This window comes from Vreelandella sp. GE22 (genome assembly GCF_968212445.1).
In genome coordinates this window covers 318,438-335,957 of record NZ_OZ309110.1, presented here as the reverse complement: position 1 = coordinate 335,957, position 17,520 = coordinate 318,438, and the positions used below count along the sequence as shown (strand labels likewise).

Annotated in this window: 17 protein-coding genes; 6 read left to right on the top strand and 11 right to left on the bottom strand. The window is 62.8% G+C overall.

Features of this window, described 5'->3' with window-relative positions:
• Positions 1-75: 75 nt before the first annotated feature.
• From ACWHRL_RS01660 to ACWHRL_RS01630, 7 genes are all read right to left on the bottom strand, one after another.
• Positions 76-1,329 (bottom strand): molybdopterin molybdotransferase MoeA, encoded by a 1,254-nt coding sequence (locus ACWHRL_RS01660; RefSeq protein WP_447894958.1) that lies wholly within the window; start codon positions 1,327-1,329, stop codon positions 76-78.
• Complete coding sequence (gene moaB / locus ACWHRL_RS01655) at positions 1,326-1,904, bottom strand: molybdenum cofactor biosynthesis protein B (protein ID WP_447527561.1); 579 nt, start codon at positions 1,902-1,904, stop codon at positions 1,326-1,328. Before moaB ends, ACWHRL_RS01660 begins: the two co-directional genes overlap by 4 nt.
• A 13-nt stretch (positions 1,905-1,917) precedes the next feature.
• Positions 1,918-2,742 (bottom strand): peptidylprolyl isomerase, encoded by an 825-nt coding sequence (locus ACWHRL_RS01650; RefSeq protein WP_447894957.1) that lies wholly within the window; start codon positions 2,740-2,742, stop codon positions 1,918-1,920.
• 66 nt (positions 2,743-2,808) lie between these two features.
• Positions 2,809-3,501 (bottom strand): respiratory nitrate reductase subunit gamma, encoded by a 693-nt coding sequence (gene narI / locus ACWHRL_RS01645; RefSeq protein ID WP_447527559.1) that lies wholly within the window; start codon positions 3,499-3,501, stop codon positions 2,809-2,811.
• Between the two features lie 13 nt (positions 3,502-3,514).
• Complete coding sequence (gene narJ, locus ACWHRL_RS01640; RefSeq protein WP_447555095.1) at positions 3,515-4,318, bottom strand: nitrate reductase molybdenum cofactor assembly chaperone; 804 nt, start codon at positions 4,316-4,318, stop codon at positions 3,515-3,517.
• Positions 4,311-5,867: a nitrate reductase subunit beta gene (gene narH / locus ACWHRL_RS01635; protein ID WP_447555094.1), complete on the bottom strand. Its 1,557-nt coding sequence runs from the start codon at positions 5,865-5,867 to the stop codon at positions 4,311-4,313. Before narH ends, narJ begins: the two co-directional genes overlap by 8 nt.
• Positions 5,864-9,724 carry a nitrate reductase subunit alpha gene (locus tag ACWHRL_RS01630; RefSeq protein WP_447894956.1) on the bottom strand — a complete coding sequence of 1,287 codons (3,861 nt, stop codon included), beginning with the start codon at positions 9,722-9,724 and terminating at the stop codon, positions 5,864-5,866. The genes narH and ACWHRL_RS01630 overlap by 4 nt, the downstream gene beginning before the upstream one ends.
• A 230-nt stretch (positions 9,725-9,954) precedes the next feature.
• On the opposite strand from ACWHRL_RS01630, the gene ACWHRL_RS01625 reads away from it, so the two are divergent.
• Together ACWHRL_RS01625 and hmpA are read left to right on the top strand one after the other, a co-directional pair.
• Positions 9,955-10,401: an Rrf2 family transcriptional regulator gene (locus ACWHRL_RS01625; protein WP_447555092.1), complete on the top strand. Its 447-nt coding sequence runs from the start codon at positions 9,955-9,957 to the stop codon at positions 10,399-10,401.
• Positions 10,402-10,514: 113 nt separating this feature from the next.
• Positions 10,515-11,687, top strand: coding sequence for an NO-inducible flavohemoprotein (hmpA, locus tag ACWHRL_RS01620; RefSeq protein ID WP_447527554.1), 1,173 nt, complete (start codon positions 10,515-10,517; stop codon positions 11,685-11,687).
• Positions 11,688-11,800: 113 nt separating this feature from the next.
• On the opposite strand, the gene ACWHRL_RS01615 is transcribed toward hmpA, so the two are convergent.
• Positions 11,801-12,073 carry a hypothetical protein gene (locus ACWHRL_RS01615; RefSeq protein WP_447527553.1) on the bottom strand — a complete coding sequence of 91 codons (273 nt, stop codon included), beginning with the start codon at positions 12,071-12,073 and terminating at the stop codon, positions 11,801-11,803.
• Positions 12,074-12,149: 76 nt separating this feature from the next.
• Positions 12,150-12,563: a MarR family winged helix-turn-helix transcriptional regulator gene (locus ACWHRL_RS01610; RefSeq protein WP_447527552.1), complete on the bottom strand. Its 414-nt coding sequence runs from the start codon at positions 12,561-12,563 to the stop codon at positions 12,150-12,152.
• A 117-nt stretch (positions 12,564-12,680) separates the two neighbouring features.
• Between ACWHRL_RS01610 and ACWHRL_RS01605 the strand changes: the two genes are divergently transcribed.
• Complete coding sequence (locus tag ACWHRL_RS01605) at positions 12,681-13,247, top strand: YIP1 family protein (protein WP_447527551.1); 567 nt, start codon at positions 12,681-12,683, stop codon at positions 13,245-13,247.
• A 14-nt stretch (positions 13,248-13,261) separates the two neighbouring features.
• Positions 13,262-13,612, top strand: a complete 351-nt coding sequence (locus ACWHRL_RS01600) for a DUF488 domain-containing protein (RefSeq protein ID WP_447894955.1) — start codon at positions 13,262-13,264, stop codon at positions 13,610-13,612.
• A 42-nt stretch (positions 13,613-13,654) separates the two neighbouring features.
• Here the strand turns inward: ACWHRL_RS01600 and ACWHRL_RS01595 are convergent, their stop codons facing one another.
• Both ACWHRL_RS01595 and ACWHRL_RS01590 read right to left on the bottom strand, forming a co-directional pair.
• A complete protein-coding gene (locus ACWHRL_RS01595; RefSeq protein ID WP_447896139.1) occupies positions 13,655-14,041 on the bottom strand; it encodes a SirB2 family protein in 387 nt (128 codons plus the stop codon).
• A 21-nt stretch (positions 14,042-14,062) separates the two neighbouring features.
• Positions 14,063-14,668, bottom strand: coding sequence for a hypothetical protein (locus ACWHRL_RS01590; RefSeq protein WP_447894954.1), 606 nt, complete (start codon positions 14,666-14,668; stop codon positions 14,063-14,065).
• A gap of 178 nt (positions 14,669-14,846) precedes the next feature.
• Between ACWHRL_RS01590 and ACWHRL_RS01585 the strand changes: the two genes are divergently transcribed.
• Positions 14,847-16,736 (top strand): histidine kinase, encoded by a 1,890-nt coding sequence (locus tag ACWHRL_RS01585; RefSeq protein ID WP_447894953.1) that lies wholly within the window; start codon positions 14,847-14,849, stop codon positions 16,734-16,736.
• Positions 16,736-17,401 carry a two-component system response regulator NarL gene (narL, locus tag ACWHRL_RS01580; protein ID WP_447527547.1) on the top strand — a complete coding sequence of 222 codons (666 nt, stop codon included), beginning with the start codon at positions 16,736-16,738 and terminating at the stop codon, positions 17,399-17,401. The genes ACWHRL_RS01585 and narL overlap by 1 nt, the downstream gene beginning before the upstream one ends.
• Positions 17,402-17,520 lie beyond the last annotated feature (119 nt).

Here is a 17,520-nt window from a genome sequence, read left to right as displayed (position 1 = left end):
TGGCTGTTTAACTGACCAACGGGCGTCCACGGGCGCTCGTCGCTGCCAAGCAAAAGCGCAAGGCCCAGGCGTCTTTTATCGATCGAACGGGGAGAGCGGATAAAAAAGGTAGTCGTGCCCGGCCGTGACATCGGTGTCCGGCTCGACCATCAGGTAGCCATCGGCCTGGCTTGCAGCGCTGAGCATGTGCGAGCCCTGCCCGCCCGCCAGGCGGGCCACCGGTGTGTCGTCATGCCAGGTCAGCGTCACCCGTAAAAGCTCGCAGCGGCCCCTGGGCCCGCGTTGGTGGAAGCCGGCTTTTACCCGGTAGCGCTGAAGTGGCACCGCACACCGGCCTTGGCGCGCGTGAATGAAGGCCAGCGCCAACCAGTGCCAACCCACCAGCGAGGCGACCGGGTTACCCGGCAGCGCGATCAGCGGCGTGGCCTCGTCGCCGCTTCCAAGCGTGGCGAAAGCGAAGGGCTTACCGGGCTTGACGGCAACGCCGTGGAAGTCGATGCGCCCCAGTCGCTCGATCACCGAGCGTACGTGATCCTCTTCCCCCACCGAGGCGCCGCCGCTACAAAGCACTACATCCGCCGACGTTGTGGCCGTTTGCAAGGCGCGATATAGCGCCTCGGGCTCATCGGCGACGATTCCTAAATCGATCACCTCGCACTGCGCTTTTACCAGCAGCGCGCTGAGCATGGCGCGGTTGCTGTCGAAGACCTGCCCCGGCGCGCGCGCCGCCCAGGGTTCGATCAGCTCGTCGCCGGTAGAAAGCAGCGCAACGGTCAGGCGACGATACACGCTGACCGTGTTAACGCCGTGGCTTGCCAGCAGGGCGATGGCCGGCGCGTCCAGCGTATCGCCCGCCTCGAGCAGCGTGGCGCCGCTGCGCGTTTCTTCCCCTTGCCGTCGAATGTTGGCGCCCAGCGTCGGTTTCTCATCCAGATGAAGGCAGCCCCGTTCATCCAGCCAAGTGCGCTCCTGGGCCACGACGGTATCGGCGCCCAGCGGCACCGGCGCCCCGGTAAAGATGCGCGCGCAGCCGCCTTCTTGCAGGTGCAGGACACCCGCCCCGGCCGGCACGCGTAGCATCACGGGCAGCCCTTCGCCGGTGGCGGCGTAGTCCGCCAGGCGCAGGGCAAAGCCGTCCATGGCGCTGTTGTCCACCCCGGGCAGATCCACCGGCGCGGTGACGGCCTGGGCCAGCACGCGGCCCTGGGCTTGGGCAAGCGCGACACGCTCGGTGGCGTTAATCGGCGTCGCGGCGTCGATCAGCCGCTGCCGGGCCTCGAAAAGCGGCACGAGGGGGCGGTGTTCGAGCTCGCCACAGGGACAGCTCATAGGCCCTCCGGGTCGTTCGAGGCCACCGCGTGCCGACGGCTGCCGCAAAGCGGCGCGGTAGGAAAGATCATGGTGGCGAAATTGCATGGCCGGGTGCGTGCATCGAGCTGCAGCGCGATGATCCTGTCCCAGGCCAGCGCACAGGCTTTGGGGGAGCCTGGCATGGTGAACAGCAGCGTCTGGTTGGCAAGCCCCGCCACGGCGCGGGACTGGATGGTGGCCGTGCCGATGGTCTGCAGCGAATAGTGACGAAAAAGCTCGCCGTAGCCTTCGATGGCCTTGTCAAACAGCGGCGTCAGCGCCTCGGGCGTGGTGTCCCGCGCGGTGAAGCCGGTGCCGCCGTTGACCAACACGACGTGCACATCGGGCTTGGCGATCCAGGCCGAGACCGCGGCGCGAATCTGGTAGATATCGTCCACCAGGATACGCCGCTCCACCAGTACGTGGCCCTGCTCGGTCAGGCGCTGGGCGAGCAGATCACCGCTGCCGTCCCGGTCCGGTCCGCGGGTATCGGACACGGTCAGAACCACGCAGTTGAGCGGAATGAACCGGGCATCGAACGGGGTGTGCGACATGAATGTCTCCTGCTTACTGCATCAGGGAGCCGCCGGCGTCGTCGTCCAGCACAAAACCTTCGACGCCGAACTCGCTTTCCAGGGCCAACAGATAGTGACGAAGCGCCCGCCGCGAGGTCTGCTCGCGCAGGTGGTGGCGGACTCTATCGGCCACGTGTTCGAACACGGATTCGCGCCCTTCTACCCGCTCGTCGATGCTGACCACGTGCCAACCGTAACGCGAGGCGAGCGGGCGTGAGTGAAGCCCTACGGGTAGATGCTGCAGCGCCCGGTCGAGCTCCGCCACGGTCTGGCCGGGCACCAGCCAGCCCAGGTCGCCACCGCTCTCCTTGGAGGGGCAGGCGGAGTAACGCGCGGCGAATTCGTCGAAGCGCTCGGGCATCGTCTCAAGTGTCTCGATCAGCGATTCGCCTTGCTGGTATGCCTCGTCGCGCCCGGCAGCGTCGTCCGGTGCCGCAGCCAGCAACACATGGCGAACGTGTATCTGCGCGGGTTCGTTGAAGCGCTGCTGGTGCATCTCGAAAAAGCGCCGAGTGTCCTCTTCAGAGGGCTCCGGTACCTGTAGCTCCTGCTCCAGCAGAGCCGTGATCGCCGATTCCTGCTCGGGGCTGGATCGCTCGTCGCTCGTTGATAAAAGCCCCAGCTCGCAGGCGCGCTGGCGTAAAAGCTCCTGGATCACCAGTGCCCGCGCCGCTTGGCCTTGCGCCTCTTCAGCGGTGGCCGCTGGGTGGTGCTGCATTTCCCGGGCGATGGTCTCCTCGTCGATCACGGCCTCACCTACGCGAATCGAAGGGGCCGCGGTACTGCCGGGGAGCTGCTCTATATCGATTTTGTTCATATCGGTCGCTTGCCTATTCGTTGCCTGCATCTCAATCACCGTTGTCTCGATGGCTCACTCAAAGGGTTAACCGCGGCGGCGAACCAGCTGATAACGCCGGGTAACGTAGCCAAAGGGGGCGCTCCAGACGTGCACCAGGCGAGTGAAGGGGAATAGCAAAATGATGGTCAGCCCCAGGAAGATGTGCATCCGGTAGATCCAGGGCACTTCCTGGATGTAATCCGCGGCGCCGCCGCCAAAGAACACGATGGCCTGGGCCCAGCTGGAGAGCGTGAGCATCATTTCGCCATCCATATGGCCCAGTGAGAAAAAGATCGTGACCATCCCCAGGCCCGCCTGCACGACCAGAATCGCCAGCACCAGGGTATCCATCAGGCTGGAGGATTGGCGTACGCGCAGATTGAACAGGCGGCGATACAGCAGTATGCCCCCGCCGACGAGGCACATCGCCCCGGCAATACCGCCCACTACGATGGCGAGCAGCTGCTTGTTATGGGCGGCGATGAAGGGCTCATAAATCCAGTGCGGGGTGAGCATGCCGAACAAATGGCCAAAGAAGATGACGATGATCCCAATGTGGAACAGATTACTCCCCAAGCGCATGGTGCCGGGAGAGAGCATCTGGCTGGAACCGGTTTTCCAGGTGTACTGGCCATGGTCGAAGCGAACCAGACTGCCGATCAGAAACACCGTGCCGGCCAGATACGGGTAGTAGCCGTAGATCAAGTGGGTGAAGTAGTGCTCAAGGGCATCAAACATGATCTTTCTCCTGTTAACGGCCCGCGGACGGGGAAGACGAGCCGGCATTGCCGGGCATGATCCGCACCGGCTGCGGCTGTACCGTATGCTTGCGCTCGGCCAGGCGGCGCCCTTCGGCGGATTGCAGGGCGCAGTCTTCGTCGGATTTGGCGGAGAAGCGAACGGCCTCCTCCTCCCACACCGCATCCAGCGCCTCGGGGGTATGGTCCGGCGCCTCCTTTTGCACCTGAGGGCGGTGGGCGGCGACGTCCTCCTGCGCCCCGATCAGCGCCAGAAGCGTCAGCGGTACCAGGGCGTGATCGGCCTCGCGCTCTTCGAGCCGCGCGGTCAGAAGCGCCAGAATATGGCGGATCTCGCCCAGCCAACGGCCGATATCCGCCGGGCTGCAAAACGACAGATACTCCAGAAAGACCGGCAGGTGGTCCGGAAGCTCCCGGGCGTCAAGCTCGAAGCCAGCAGCGCGATACTCGTCCAGCAGGTCCACCATGGCCTGGCCGCGATCCCGGGACTCGCCGTGCACGTGCTCGAAGAGCAAAAGCGAGGTGGCGCGCCCTTTATCGAACAAGGCGACATACTCCGCCTGCAGTTCGAGCAGATCGTACGCCTGTAGGCGCTGACACCACCCCGCCAAGGACGCCTTCATGGCGTCGTCCAGGCGCGGCTCGGCCTCGATGATCTCGACCATTTCGCCACAGGCTTGCTGGAGCGCCGCACTGGGGTAGTCCAGCAAGCGGGCCAATACCCGCAGCGTGCGCATGCCGCTCTGTGTCGCTTCTACCGCCTCGATGTCGGGCGCTTGTGGGGCTACATTAGTCATGACGCACCTCCTCGGATTGCGGCTCGAAAACACCGACCGGCTCGACCAGCACACTGGTCTGCTTGCGGCCGTTGAACAGGTTAGGCTGGCTCTCGCCGTGGCAGCCATCGCCGAAGGTAAAGCCGCAGCCGCCCCGTTCGGGGAAGGCATCGGTGGCCATTTCCCGGTGGCTGGTGGGAATCACGAAACGGTCTTCGTAGTTGGCGATGGCCAGGTAGCGATACATCTCTTCCACCTGAACGCGGGTCAGCCCCACCGCCTCGAGCACGGCGTCGTTTTCCTCGCCTTCCACGTGCTTGCCGCGCATGTAAACGCGCATCGCCATCAGGCGCTTGAGCGCCAGCACCACCGGGGCCTCTTCGCCCGCGGTCAGCATGTTGGCGAGATACTGCACGGGAATACGCAGCGACTCGATTTTGGGCAGGATGCCGTCGAACTCGATATGGCCGGCCTCGGCAGCGGACTGAATCGGTGAAAGCGGCGGCACGTACCAAACCATGGGCAGCGTGCGGTACTCCGGGTGCAGCGGCAGCGCCAGACCCCAGTCGATGGCCATCTTGTAGACCGGCGACGCCTGGGCTGCCTTGATGACGTTATCTTCCACGCCGTCGCGCTTGGCCTGGGCGATCACTTCCGGGTCGTGAGGGTCGAGAAATATCTCGCGCTGGCGGTGATAAAGATCGCGCTCGTCGGCGGAGGCGGCGACCTCCTCGATCCGGTCGGCGTCGTAAAGCAGCACGCCCAGATAGCGGATACGGCCCACGCAGGTTTCGGAGCAGATCGTCGGCTGGCCGGACTCGATGCGCGGGTAGCAGAAGATGCACTTCTCGGACTTGCCGCTTTTCCAGTTGTAGTAGATCTTCTTGTACGGGCAGCCGGAAATACACATCCGCCAGCCGCGGCACTTGTCCTGGTCGATCAGCACGATGCCGTCCTCTTCGCGCTTGTAGATCGCACCACTGGGGCAAGAGGCCACGCAGGTGGGGTTCAGGCAGTGCTCGCAAAGGCGCGGCAGGTACATCATGAAGGTGTTTTCGAACTGCCCGTAGATATCCGCCTGCACGTTATCGAAGTTGGCGTCCTTACGCCGCTTGGCAAACTCGGTGCCCAGGATCTCTTCCCAGTTGGGGCCCCACTCGATTTTCTTCATGCGCTTGCCGGAAATCAGCGAGCGCGGGCGCGCGACCGGCTGGTGCTTGCCGATCTTGGCGGTATGCAGGTGCTGATAGTCGAAGGTGAACGGCTCGTAGTAGTCGTCGATGGCGGGCAGGTCCGGGTTGGCGAAGATGTTCGCCAGCACCCGCCACTTGCCGCCGATACGCGGCTCGATCTTGCCATTCGCACGCCGCAGCCAGCCGCCCTTCCATTTGTTCTGGTTCTCCCACTCCTTGGGATAACCGATGCCGGGCTTGGTCTCGACGTTGTTGAACCAGGCATACTCCATGCCTTCACGGCTGGTCCAGACGTTTTTGCAGGTCACCGAGCAGGTGTGGCAGCCGATGCACTTGTCGAGGTTCAAGACCATACCGACCTGGGAGCGAATCTTCATTTCACGGCCTCCTGGGAACTGTTGTTTTGCGTATCGTTGTTGTGCGCATCGCTTTTGTGAGCTTCTTTGCTCTGACTACCAGGCTCTTGGACGCTGTCGTTGCCTTCCCCATCCAGCCAGTCGACGTGGTGCATCTTGCGCACCAGCACGAACTCGTCGCGGTTGGAGCCGACCGTGCCGTAGTAGTTGAAACTGTACGAGAGCTGCGCGTAGCCACCGATCATGTGGGTCGGTTTGGGGCAGACGCGGGTCACCGAGTTATGGATACCGCCGCGGGTACCGGAGACTTCGGAGCCGGGCACGTTCACCTGGCGCTCCTGGGCGTGATACATCATCACCGTGCCCTCCTTGACCCGCTGGCTCACCACGGCGCGGGCCGCGATGGAGCCGTTGGCGTTGTACACCTCGAGCCAGTCGTTATCCTCGATCCCGATATCCGCCGCGTCGCTCTCGCAGAGCCACACCACGGGCCCGCCGCGATTGAGAGTCAGCATCAACAGGTTGTCGGAGTAGGTGGAGTGGATACCCCACTTCTGGTGCGGCGTAATGAAGTTGAACGCCTTACTCTTGAAGCCGTTGTCCGCCGGCAGAATGAAGCCCTTGGCCGCCTTGGTATCGATGGGCGGACGGTAGACCAAAAGGCTCTCGCCGAAGGCGCGCATCCAGGCGTGATCCTGATAGAACTGCTGACGGCCGCTAACGGTGCGCCAGGGAATCAGCTCGTGGACGTTGGTATAGCCCGCGTTGTAGGAGACGTGCTCGTCCTCCAGGCCCGACCAGGTGGGGCTCGAGATGATCTTGCGCGGCTGAGCGACGATATCGCGAAAGCGAATCTTCTCTTCATGCTTGGAGGTGGCCAAATGGGTATGGTCACGCCCGGTGATTTTGGAGAGCGCCTGCCAGGCCTTCACGGACACCTCACCATTGGTTTCCGGCGCCAGGGTCAGGATCATTTCAGCGGCGTCGATGGCGGTGTCGATACGCGGACGCCCGGCGTGAGGGCCTTCGGTTTTACGGTGGTTGAGCTTACCCAAAAGCTCGACCTCGGCTTCGGTCTTCCAGGCAATGCCCTTGCCGCCGTTGCCGATGCTTTCCAAAAGCGGCCCGACGGAGGTGAAGCGCTCATAGGTTTCCGGGTAGTTGCGTTTCACCTCGATGAGTGACGGCATGGTCTTGCCGGGAATCGCCTCGCACTCACCTTTTTTCCAGTCGAGCACGTCGGGCTGGGCGAGCTCGCCGGGGGAGTCGTGCTGCATGGGCAGCGTGACCAGATCGGTCTCCTCACCCAAGTGACCTTCGCAGACCCTGGAAAATACCTTGGCGATACCCTTGTAGATCTCCCAGTCGCTGCGCGACTCCCAGGCGGGGTCTGTCGCCGCGGTCAGCGGGTGGATGAAGGGGTGCATGTCCGAGGTATTGAGGTCGTCCTTCTCGTACCAGGTCGCCGTTGGCAGCACGATATCCGAATAAAGACAGGTGGTGGACATGCGGAAATCGAGGGTGACCAGCAGGTCCAGCTTGCCTTCCGGGGCGTCGTCGCGCCAAACCACCTCTTCGGGTTTCTGACCGCCGAAATCCCCCAGGTCCTTGCCCTGAATGCCGTGGCGCGTGCCCAGCAGGTACTTGAGCATGTACTCGTGGCCCTTGCCGGAGCTACCCAGCAGGTTGGAGCGCCAGATGAACATATTGCGCGGGAAGTTCTCCGGGGCGTCCGGGTCTTCTGCGGCGAAGCGCAGCTTGCCGCTTTTGAGTTGGTCGACGGCGAAGTCGGCGGTGGACATGCCGGCGGCCTCGGCCTGGGCTTTCAGGCGCAGTGGGTTGGAACCCAGTTGCGGCGCCGAGGGGAGCCAGCCCATACGCTCCGAGCGTACGTTGAAGTCGATCAGGCTGCCCGGATACTCCTCGGCGTTGGCCAGCGGCGAGAGAATCTCTTTGATCTCCAGCTTCTCGTAGCGCCACTGGGAGGAGTGGTTGTAGAAAAACGAGGTGGAGTTCATGTGCCGCGGCGGGCGCTGCCAGTCCAGGCCGAAGGCAAGCGGCGTCCAGCCGGTCTGTGGGCGTAGCTTTTCCTGGCCCACGTAGTGCGCCCAGCCACCGCCGCTTTGGCCGATACAGCCGCACATGATCAGCATGTTGATCAGGCCGCGGTAGTTCATGTCCATGTGGTACCAGTGGTTCATACCGGCCCCCACGATGATCATGCTCCGCCCCTGGGTCTTGTGGGCGTTGTCGGCAAACTCCCGAGCGATACGGGTACACTGCGAAGCCGACACGCCGGTGATCTTCTCTTGCCAGGCCGGGGTGTACGGACGGATCTGCGCGTAATCGGTGGCGCCGTCGTCTTCGCCGCCATCGGCGGCCAGGCCGCGGTCAATACCGTAGTTGGCGCACATGAGATCGAACACCGTGACCGCCAGCATCTCGCTGCCGTCGGCGCGCTTCAAGCGTTTGGCGGGTAGATGGTGGAACAGCAGATCGTCCGCAGCGCCGGCGCCCTCGCCTTTCACGTGGGTAAAGTGCTCGTGCTCGATACCGCCGAAGTAGGGGAAAGCCACCCGCGCCACGCTGTCGTGATGACTCACCAGGCTCAGCAGAGGCTTGATCTCGACGCCTTCGGCGTCCAGCGGCTCGAGGTTCCACTTGCCGACGTTGTCGCCGGCTTCACCCCAGCGAAAACCGATGGAGCCGCGGGGCACCACGAGCTGGTCGCGGGTCTCGTCCCAGGCCACGGTTTTCCACTCGGGGTTGTTCTCCTGACCCAGTGCGGCGTCGAAATCGCTGGCGCGCAGCTGGCGACCCGGCGCGAAACTGCCGTCGGCGCGGGGCTCCAGCTCGACCAGAAATGGCATGTCGGTATAGCGGCGCACGTAGTCGGTGAAGTAGGCGCTGGGGTTCTCGAGGTGGAACTCTTTCAAGATGACGTGGCCCATGGCCATCGCCAGTGCGGCGTCGGTGCCCTGCTTGGCCGAGAGCCACTCATCGGTGAGCTTGGAGACTTCCGCGTAGTCCGGGGTGATCGAGACGGTCTTGGTGCCCTTGTAGCGCACCTCGGTGAAAAAGTGCGCGTCCGGCGTGCGGGTCTGCGGCACGTTGGAGCCCCAGGCGATGATGTAGCTCGAGTTGTACCAGTCGGCGGACTCGGGCACGTCGGTCTGCTCGCCCCAGGTCATGGGGGAGGCCGGCGGTAGGTCGCAGTACCAGTCGTAGAAACTCATGCAAACACCGCCGATCAGCGACAGATAGCGGCTGCCCGCGGCGTAGCTCACCATCGACATGGCGGGGATCGGCGAGAAGCCGATGATGCGGTCGGGCCCGAAGGTTTTCGCGGTATAGACGTTGGAGGCCGCGACGATCTCGTTCATCTCCTCCCACTCGCCGCGCACGAAGCCGCCCATGCCGCGGGCGCTTTTGTACTGCTTCGTTTTCGTCGGGTCTTCGACGATCGAGGCCCAGGCATCCACCGGGTCGGCGTGTTGGCTGCGTGCCTCGCGCCAAAGCGCCAGCAGCGGTTTACGCACCAACGGGTACTTCAGCCGGTTGGCGCTGTATAAATACCAGGAGTAGCTGGCGCCGCGGGGGCAGCCACGCGGCTCGTGGTTGGGCAGGTCCGGGCGGGTACGCGGGTAGTCGGTCTGCTGGGCCTCCCAGGTCACCAGGCCGTTCTTGACGTAGATTTTCCAGCTGCACGAACCGGTACAGTTGACGCCGTGGGTGCTGCGCACCACCTTGTCGTGCTGCCACCGGGAACGGTAGCTGTCTTCCCACTGGCGGGATTCGCTGCGTAGTTCGCCATGCCCGTTGGCATAGGCGTCGCGGTCTTTGCGAAAGAAATTCAGCCGATCTATGAAGTGACTCATGGTCGCTCTCCAGGCTCTTTGAAAATGGGCGCTGCCCGCCAGGCGGGCTCCATGGCAACAAGTCTGAGCGATTGAAAAGCGAATTACTGCGTGGTTACCTCCATATACCGCCCGTCTACCTCCAAGGTGATAGAGCGCGTGTCAGCCGGGATTAGCCGCGCGGCCCCCAATCTTCTTATAATGGTCTGGATCCAACGGCGAACGGCCCAATCAGGAGCAACGCACCTTCCATGCAACTTACCCAATTCACCGACTACTCCATTCGCGTGTTGATTTATCTCGCCGTGAAAGGGGAAGAGCGCGCAACGATCAGTGAGATTGCCGAGACCTTCGAGATCTCGCGCAACCACCTGATGAAGGTCGTTCAGGAGTTGAGCCAGAAAAACTACGTGACGGCGACCCGGGGTAAACACGGCGGGTTATGGCTGGCGCGCGACCCGAAAACGATCAAAATGGGCGAGCTGGTGCGCGAAATGGAGCACGATATGGGCCTGGTCGAGTGCTTTCAGCGAGGCAACACCTGCGTCATTACCCCCTCCTGTCAGCTCAAGTCCGTTTTGGGCGAGGCGCTGGCCGCCTTTTTCGCCGTGCTCGACCGCTACACGCTTTCGGACGTACTCGACAACCGCTACCCCGAGCTTGCCGGGCTGATGCGCATTCCCGCCGTCAACGCCTGAGACTGAACGACATAACCTTGACTGAGATCAATTTGCCTCGCCCTTTTCAGATTGTGTTTTCAAAACGCGCTTTATAAGATGCATATGAAATACATCTTATAAGGAAAAACGCCATGCTCAGCCACGAACAAGAAGCCCTGATCAGCGCCACCGCGCCCGTCGTTGCCGAACATCTCAACACCATCGCCCAGCAGTTCTATCAGCTGATGTTCAAGCGCTACCCCGAGGTCAAGACCTTCTTCAACCAGGTACACCAGGAAAACGGCAGCCAGCCGCGGGCGCTGGCCGCCTCGGTACTGGCCTACGTTCAGCTACGTAGCAACCCCGCCAAGGCGAGGGCGGCGCTGGACATCGTGGTCAGCAAGCACGTCTCGTTGGGTATCTTGCCCGAGCACTATCCGATCGTGGGCGAATGCTTGATGGAGACTATCGGTGAGGTGCTGGGCGACGCCGTGACCCCCGAGATCGCCGACGCCTGGACCGCGCTCTATAACGAGCTGGCCGCGCTTTTGATCGACCTCGAGGATCAGCGCTATCGCGAGTTCGAAAGCCGCCCCGGCGGCTGGCGGGGTACGCGTCGCTTCAAGCTCGCGCGCACCCAGCAGGAAAGCTCGGTCATCCGTTCGTTCGTGTTCGAACCCGAGGATGGCGGCCCGGTGGCGGCCCACGTGCCCGGCCAGTACATCGGCGTGCGCGTGATGATCGATGGTGAGCCGGTGTATCGCCACTACAGCCTTTCCGATTCGCCCAATGGCGAGAACTACCGCATCTCCATCAAGCGCGAAGAACAAGGCCGCGTCAGCCGACATTTCCACGACGTGCTGAAACCCGGCGATACGCTGGAGCTTCTTCCCCCCGCCGGCGATCTCACCCTGGCCGAGGGCAACGAGCCGGTACTATTGGCAAGCGGCGGCGTGGGCCAAACGCCGATGCTACCCATCGCGCGCCACGCGCTCTCCCAGGGGCGCCAGGTGGTATACATGCACGCGGCCATCGACGGCGAGCATCAGGCCTTTCGCGACGACATCCAGGCGTTGGCCCAGGACTACCCCGATCAGCTCAAAGTGGTCAACGTCCACGAGCGGGGCGACCAAGCGGATCACCTGGGCCGCATCAACCGCGACCTGTTGGCGCGCTACTTGCCCAACCTGGACACGCGCTGCTACTTCGTGGGCCCGCAAGGCTTCATGGCGGCAATGAACGCCACCCTGGCGGAGCTGGGTATCGAGGAGAGCCGCCGTCACTTCGAACACTTCGGCCCGGCGCGCCCGCTCGAAGCCGCCTGACGAAAAACGGCCCCCGGGTGTGCGATACACCCGGGGGCCGAATTCTTTCTCAAGACCCTGGCTTGAAAAATCCTGGCTTGAAGGTCTTGTCTTTAAGGCCTTTTGGCAGACGTTTAGCGCCCGTCGGTGCCTTCATCCAGCTGGGCGACGATGGGGTGGCTAATACAGCGATCCACCAGATCCGTCGAGGCGCCGATACGATCAGCGACTTCCTTTCTCGACATGCCCTGATCGATGAAGGGTTTTATCGACATACCCAAGTCCGCCACCGGGTTGTTGGTGTGCTCATGCCCACCCGGATTGGCATCCGGCCCGGTGTCCGTGGCGGCCTCGGCATCCTGAACCATGGTCGGTGTGACGTCTTCGAGATTTTTAACGATCGGCATGACAGCTCCCTGTCTCTTGAATGTACTCAATACAGTAGAAGAGGGAGACAGAAGCTTCAAACGCCGGCCCGCATTCCTAGAGCAGATCGGCGATCCCCGGCAGGTCCAGCTTCTCGTTCAAGTGGCGAAGCTCCGGCTGGTGGCGCCGGGCAATCGCTTCGACGCGCTGCGCACCCTTGGGCAGAAGGTGGACCTCCATACGGCGACCGTCGCTTCGCCCGGGGCGGCGCTCGACGAGCTCGAGCTGTTCGCAGCGATCCACTAGCATCACCACGGCGTGGTGCTTGGACTGCAGCCGCTCGGCAAGCTCACCGATGCTCGCCCACTCGCGCCCCTCGAACCCCATCAGGTGTAGCAGGAGCTGATACTGCAGCGGCGTCAGTCCGTGTTCTCGGCAGATGTCCTCGCTCTGCCTGAGAAAGCAGCGCAGTTGATAGCGGAAGTCGGAGAGCTTGTGGAAGTCCTGCTTGGATAGCGGCGCGTCGGCCATTGCGTTCTCCTCTTGACAAATACCCATGATCGTCTTAAATCTAAATAATATCATACCGTGATATAAAGCATTCGCTCATTTCCGGTACGTGCGTTCCAAACGACAAGCGAGGCGATCATGACGCCACTCAATATCCTGCAACTCCCCTTCACTCACCAGACGGGCTGGCCAGCGCTCAAACGACACCGCCCCTCCATCGCCACACTGGCTTGGGGCGTGGTGCTGCCCATGTCGCTATTGCCGCCCATTCTGCTTTTCTATGCGGGGACTCACTACGGCGATACCTTCGCCGCCGGGTTTGCCGAACGCCAGTGGCGCTTCATTACGACCATCCTGTTTCTCGCCGAGCTTTTAACCTTCTTCGTGATGGGCTGGCTGATTCAGGCGGTGGTCAACGGCCACGACGAGCTGTCGATCGACTATCACAGTGCCTACCTGCTCGCCGCCCTGGCGCCGCTGCCACTCTGGGTCGCGTCGCTAGGGCTTTTAGTCCCCAGTCTGGTCGTCAATGCGGTACTGGTACTGGCAGCGCTAGCCCTCGCCTGTAGTCTGGTCTACCACGGTCTACAGGCGCTTTGCGAGCGCCACACCCGCGACGTCGCGTTGATGTCGGTCACTCACACCATCATGGCCGCCGGCGTGCTGGCCTGGGGGCTATTGATGGCGATCGTCTGGGCTTACTGAATCGAGGAGGGAATATGGCAATCGAACTGAAACGCGCCTTCGACACACCGCACAAGGAGGACGGCTACCGCGTGCTGGTAGACGGCATGTGGCCCCGCGGGGTTTCAAAGCAAGAGGCCAACATCGACGAGTGGCCCAAGGAGATCGCCCCGAGTAGCGCGCTGCGCAAGGCGTTTCACGACGGCTCCCTCGGGTGGGGCGATTTTCGCAAGCGCTACATGAAGGAGTTGACCGGCCATCGCGAGCGCCTGCGCGAGCTTGCCAGGCGCGCCCAAAAGGAGAAAGTCACCCTGGTGTTCGCCTCGAAGGAGGAGCGCTACAACAACGCCGCCGTGGTGCGCCAGTACCTCAACATGCTGACGTAAAAAGGCCGGCGCTTTTGCGCCGGGCACTGGCCCAGGCCGCCATTACGCAAGCCAGGAAAGCGGGCTGTGCCGGATGGCGGCGCCGACCATGTAGGCGAACACCGCCACCGCCAGCAGCGCGGCCACGCCACGCCGGCGTGGCGTGGCGCCCCGCTTGATCGCCAGGGTGCCAACGCCGATGTAAACCAAAAGCGCCAGTAACTTGGCAGCCAGCCACGGCTGCTGCCAGGGCCAGAACCGCAGCGTCACCATGAGCGTGACCCCCAGGCCCAGCAGCACCGTATCGATGAGGTGCGGCAGGATTTTCACCCAGCGCGCCTGCAGGCGCGGGCTTTCGCGTACCGACCACCAGGCGCGCACCAAAAAAAGACCGATACTCAGCGCCGCCGCGCCCATGTGAAGGTGCTTGATCAAAAAGTAGTGCTCTATCACGCAAGGCTCTCCTTTCGCCTACCCCTCACCGTCGCTCAGCGAGCACTGTGCCACCTGCGGCGCCTCGACGAACAGCCACAGCAGCAGCATGATCATCCCCAAAGGCACCAACAGGCTCAACGGAGCCGCTCGCCAGCCATAAGCCTGCACCACCAGCGGCACCAGGCGCAGCGAAAATCCCACGCCCGCCAGGGTGGCCACGCAAAGGGTTGCGGCCAGGCATGGCCAGCAGCCGGGCAGCCACCGTCGGGCATGGGCGGCACCGATGGTGATGATGCCACCCCCGAGCCCAAACCCGACACCCAGCAGCCCGAACTGCCAGGGCTTATGGGCAACGCCAAAGAGCAGCAGCGCCAGAGCCAGCCCCGCCAACAGCCCAAGCATCAAGTAGCAGGTGCTATAACGCCGCGCCCAGTATCCGCAAGGCAGAGCCAACAGCAGGCCACTCGCCAGGGGCAGCAATACATAGGCCGGGCGGGCGGCGAGCATGGCGTAAAGCGTCCAGCCCGCCACCGCCACCGCGCTGGCCAGCGGCACCAACAGCATCGCGACCAGCCTTTGGTAGTCATTGACAGGGAGTGGCGGCGGCCTGGTTTCCGCGCCATGGGGCACACTAGTGGGCATCGTGAGGTTTCCGTTAGGCTAGGAAGGCGCCAGAAGACATGCCAGAATTGTCGGCACTCGTCTTATCCAGGTCAAAAATCATTGTGAGTAGCCCGTCTACTCCCAAAGGGATAGTACCTCACATGGCGACCGCGATAACGCCCCACTCCTCTTTCCGTCCAAGGCGGCTGGAACCGTTATGAAACTGCTCCAACGCTCGCTGGTGGCCCGCATCATGGCCTCCCTGATCGCGATCAGCGCCATGGCCTTTATCAGCATCACGCTGACCATGACCATGTCGAACAGCACCCGCGGCGACGCCTCGGCGATCAACGTGGCCGGGTCACTGCGCATGAACGCCTTCCGGATTCTAAGTTCGCTTCAGTCCTTGCAGTACGCCCCGGATGAGTCCATTGGCGAGCCGCTAGGCACGATCGTAGCGCGCTTCGACCAGCGGCTGTTTGGCGATACCCTGCAGCAAAGCGTGCCCGAGGAGGCCCACCATGAGCGGCGCCAGCAGCTCACCCATATTCAAACCTACTGGCAGGAGACCGTGCAGCCTGCTCTGGCACGAGCGAGCGCCGGTGGTGACATCGACCTCGACACCTTCGAGACCATGGTGGCCACGCTGGTCGGCGATATCGAGATACTCGTCGAGCAGTTGGAGCATAGTACCGAAGCCAAGGTAAGGCTATTGGGCATCATGCAGGTGCTCTTTTTGCTACTCATTAGCCTGGTCGTCGCCATTGCCCTTTTCGATGTGCGCCACAACCTGGTCGCCCCGTTGCACCAGCTCATGGCGCTTACCCGGGAAGTGGCGAAGCGCAACTTCAACCAGCGCTCCAAACTTACGGGCAGTGACGAGTTGGCGCGGTTGGGGCGAACGTTCAACACCATGGCCGCTGAGCTTGCAACGAGCTACGCCGCTCTCGAAGAGAGCGTCTCGCGCAAGGAGCAGGCGCTCGAGCGCAGTAATCAGGCCATGCGGGTAATGCACGATGCCAGCCGCACGCTGTTCGGCGGCGGCAACGATCTTTGCGCCAGCGCCGCCCCCATGCTGCGCGAGCTGGAAAGCCTTCTGAATATCGGCCCCATCCGCCTGTCGCTCAACGACCCCTTCGATCAACGCATCATGCCGGTGCTGGAGACCCACTCGGTGAAACGCCCCGAGTACTGCCGCGACATGGCCTGCGATGCGTGCCTGATCGACCCGCTGCCCACGCCAGGTGAGCGCCTCCAATGCCTGACGCTCTCCATTCGCGCCGGCGATACGCTACTGGGTAACTTGGAGGTGTGGTATCCCGAAGGCGAGCTCAACGATAACACCCGCCGGCTTCTGAACATTCTGGCCGACCAGCTCGCCACTGCCATCTATCTGCAGCGGCGTATCGACGAACAGCAGCAGGTCACGCTGATCAACGAGCGCACGATCATCGCCCGCGAGCTGCACGACTCCCTGGCGCAGTCGCTCTCTTATCTTAAGATGCAGGTGACCCGGCTCGAGCGCATGCAGCAAAAAGAGGCCTCCCGCGAGGCCCAGGCGACCGTGATCGACGAGCTGCGTAGCGGCCTGAACAGCGCCTACCGCCAGCTTCGCGAGCTTTTGACCACTTTCCGACTCAAGCTGGAAGGCCCGGGGCTTCAGTTCGCGCTGCGCCAAACCACGGACGAGTTCACCCAGCGCCTGGGGTTTGCGGTCGCACTCGACTACGACGTACCGCCCTACCTGCTCAACCCCAATGAAGAGATCCACGTTCTGCAGATCATCCGCGAGGCGCTGGCCAACGCGCACAAGCACGCCCAGCCCACTTGGGTCGGCATCACCGTGCGCTTTAGAGATGCCCGCTTGCAGGTCCGCGTGGAAGATGACGGCATCGGCCTTCAAAGCGACGTCTCGCCACCGATGCATTACGGCCTGGTCATCATTCGCGACCGGGCCAACACCCTGAACGGCGAGCTCTCCATTCGCAATCGCCCCGGGGGCGGGGCCTGCGTGGATGTCATCTTCACCCCCTTGACCGCTCGCTTGACTCAACAGCCGCCGACAGCGGCCACTGACGATGCTCACTCAGGCACACGGAATCTTTAATGTCTCAGACTAGCCACGATACCCCTGCCACACTTTTGATCATCGACGACCACCCGCTCTTGCGCCGCGGCGTGGCGCAGCTTCTCGAACTCGAAGACGACCTGGAACTGGTTGGCGATACCGGCAGCCCCGAAGAAGGCATTCGGATGACGCTCTCGCTCGAGCCCGACCTGGTCCTGCTCGATTTGAACATGCCCGATATCGACGGCCTGGAGGCCCTTCGCCGCCTGCGGGAGAACGACTTTAGCGGCCGCATCGTCATGTTCACCGTCTCCGATCACGAGGAGGACGTGGTGGCGGCACTGCGCGCCGGCGCCGACGGCTACCTGCTCAAGGATATGGAGCCCGAGGACATGGTGCGCCAGCTGCGCCAGGCAGCGCTCGGGCGCATGGTGATCAGCGAAAGTCTTACCGCGCTTCTGGCCGAGGCGCTGCGCAACCAGCGTGCAACGCCCACCGCGCCGGACATTCGCAGTCTCACTCAGCGCGAGCGCGAGATCTTACGCCAGCTCGCCGGCGGCCTTTCCAACAAGCTGATCGCACGCAAGCTGGATATCACCGAAGGCACGGTGAAGGTGCACGTCAAACACCTGCTCAAGAAACTCAACCTGCGCTCCCGGGTGGAGGCGGCCGTTTGGGCGGTGCAGGCGGGCATCAACGACTAGCGAATCAATGTAGATACCTCCAAATAGCGCGCCGGTGCCTTCGCTTCTCGGCGCGCTTACCCCTTCGTTTTTTTCTTCAATGAAATCAGTCTTTTGGCTCTTCCAGGCACCTACCTATA

Excerpts from the sequence above, each read along its gene's own strand:
- ACWHRL_RS01590 (WP_447894954.1), bottom strand. The coding sequence starts at position 14,668 with ATGCCCACTAGTGTGCCCCATGGCGCGGAAACCAGGCCGCCGCCACTC.
- ACWHRL_RS01585 (WP_447894953.1), top strand. The coding sequence starts at position 14,847 with ATGAAACTGCTCCAACGCTCGCTGGTGGCCCGCATCATGGCCTCCCTG.
- ACWHRL_RS01610 (WP_447527552.1), bottom strand. The coding sequence starts at position 12,563 with ATGGCCGACGCGCCGCTATCCAAGCAGGACTTCCACAAGCTCTCCGAC.
- ACWHRL_RS01650 (WP_447894957.1), bottom strand. The coding sequence starts at position 2,742 with ATGAACAAAATCGATATAGAGCAGCTCCCCGGCAGTACCGCGGCCCCT.
- ACWHRL_RS01630 (WP_447894956.1), bottom strand. The coding sequence starts at position 9,724 with ATGAGTCACTTCATAGATCGGCTGAATTTCTTTCGCAAAGACCGCGAC.
- narJ (WP_447555095.1), bottom strand. The coding sequence starts at position 4,318 with ATGACTAATGTAGCCCCACAAGCGCCCGACATCGAGGCGGTAGAAGCG.
- ACWHRL_RS01615 (WP_447527553.1), bottom strand. The coding sequence starts at position 12,073 with ATGCCGATCGTTAAAAATCTCGAAGACGTCACACCGACCATGGTTCAG.
- ACWHRL_RS01605 (WP_447527551.1), top strand. The coding sequence starts at position 12,681 with ATGACGCCACTCAATATCCTGCAACTCCCCTTCACTCACCAGACGGGC.
- narL (WP_447527547.1), top strand. The coding sequence starts at position 16,736 with ATGTCTCAGACTAGCCACGATACCCCTGCCACACTTTTGATCATCGAC.
- hmpA (WP_447527554.1), top strand. The coding sequence starts at position 10,515 with ATGCTCAGCCACGAACAAGAAGCCCTGATCAGCGCCACCGCGCCCGTC.
- ACWHRL_RS01625 (WP_447555092.1), top strand. The coding sequence starts at position 9,955 with ATGCAACTTACCCAATTCACCGACTACTCCATTCGCGTGTTGATTTAT.
- moaB (WP_447527561.1), bottom strand. The coding sequence starts at position 1,904 with ATGTCGCACACCCCGTTCGATGCCCGGTTCATTCCGCTCAACTGCGTG.
- ACWHRL_RS01660 (WP_447894958.1), bottom strand. The coding sequence starts at position 1,329 with ATGAGCTGTCCCTGTGGCGAGCTCGAACACCGCCCCCTCGTGCCGCTT.
- ACWHRL_RS01600 (WP_447894955.1), top strand. The coding sequence starts at position 13,262 with ATGGCAATCGAACTGAAACGCGCCTTCGACACACCGCACAAGGAGGAC.
- narH (WP_447555094.1), bottom strand. The coding sequence starts at position 5,867 with ATGAAGATTCGCTCCCAGGTCGGTATGGTCTTGAACCTCGACAAGTGC.
- narI (WP_447527559.1), bottom strand. The coding sequence starts at position 3,501 with ATGTTTGATGCCCTTGAGCACTACTTCACCCACTTGATCTACGGCTAC.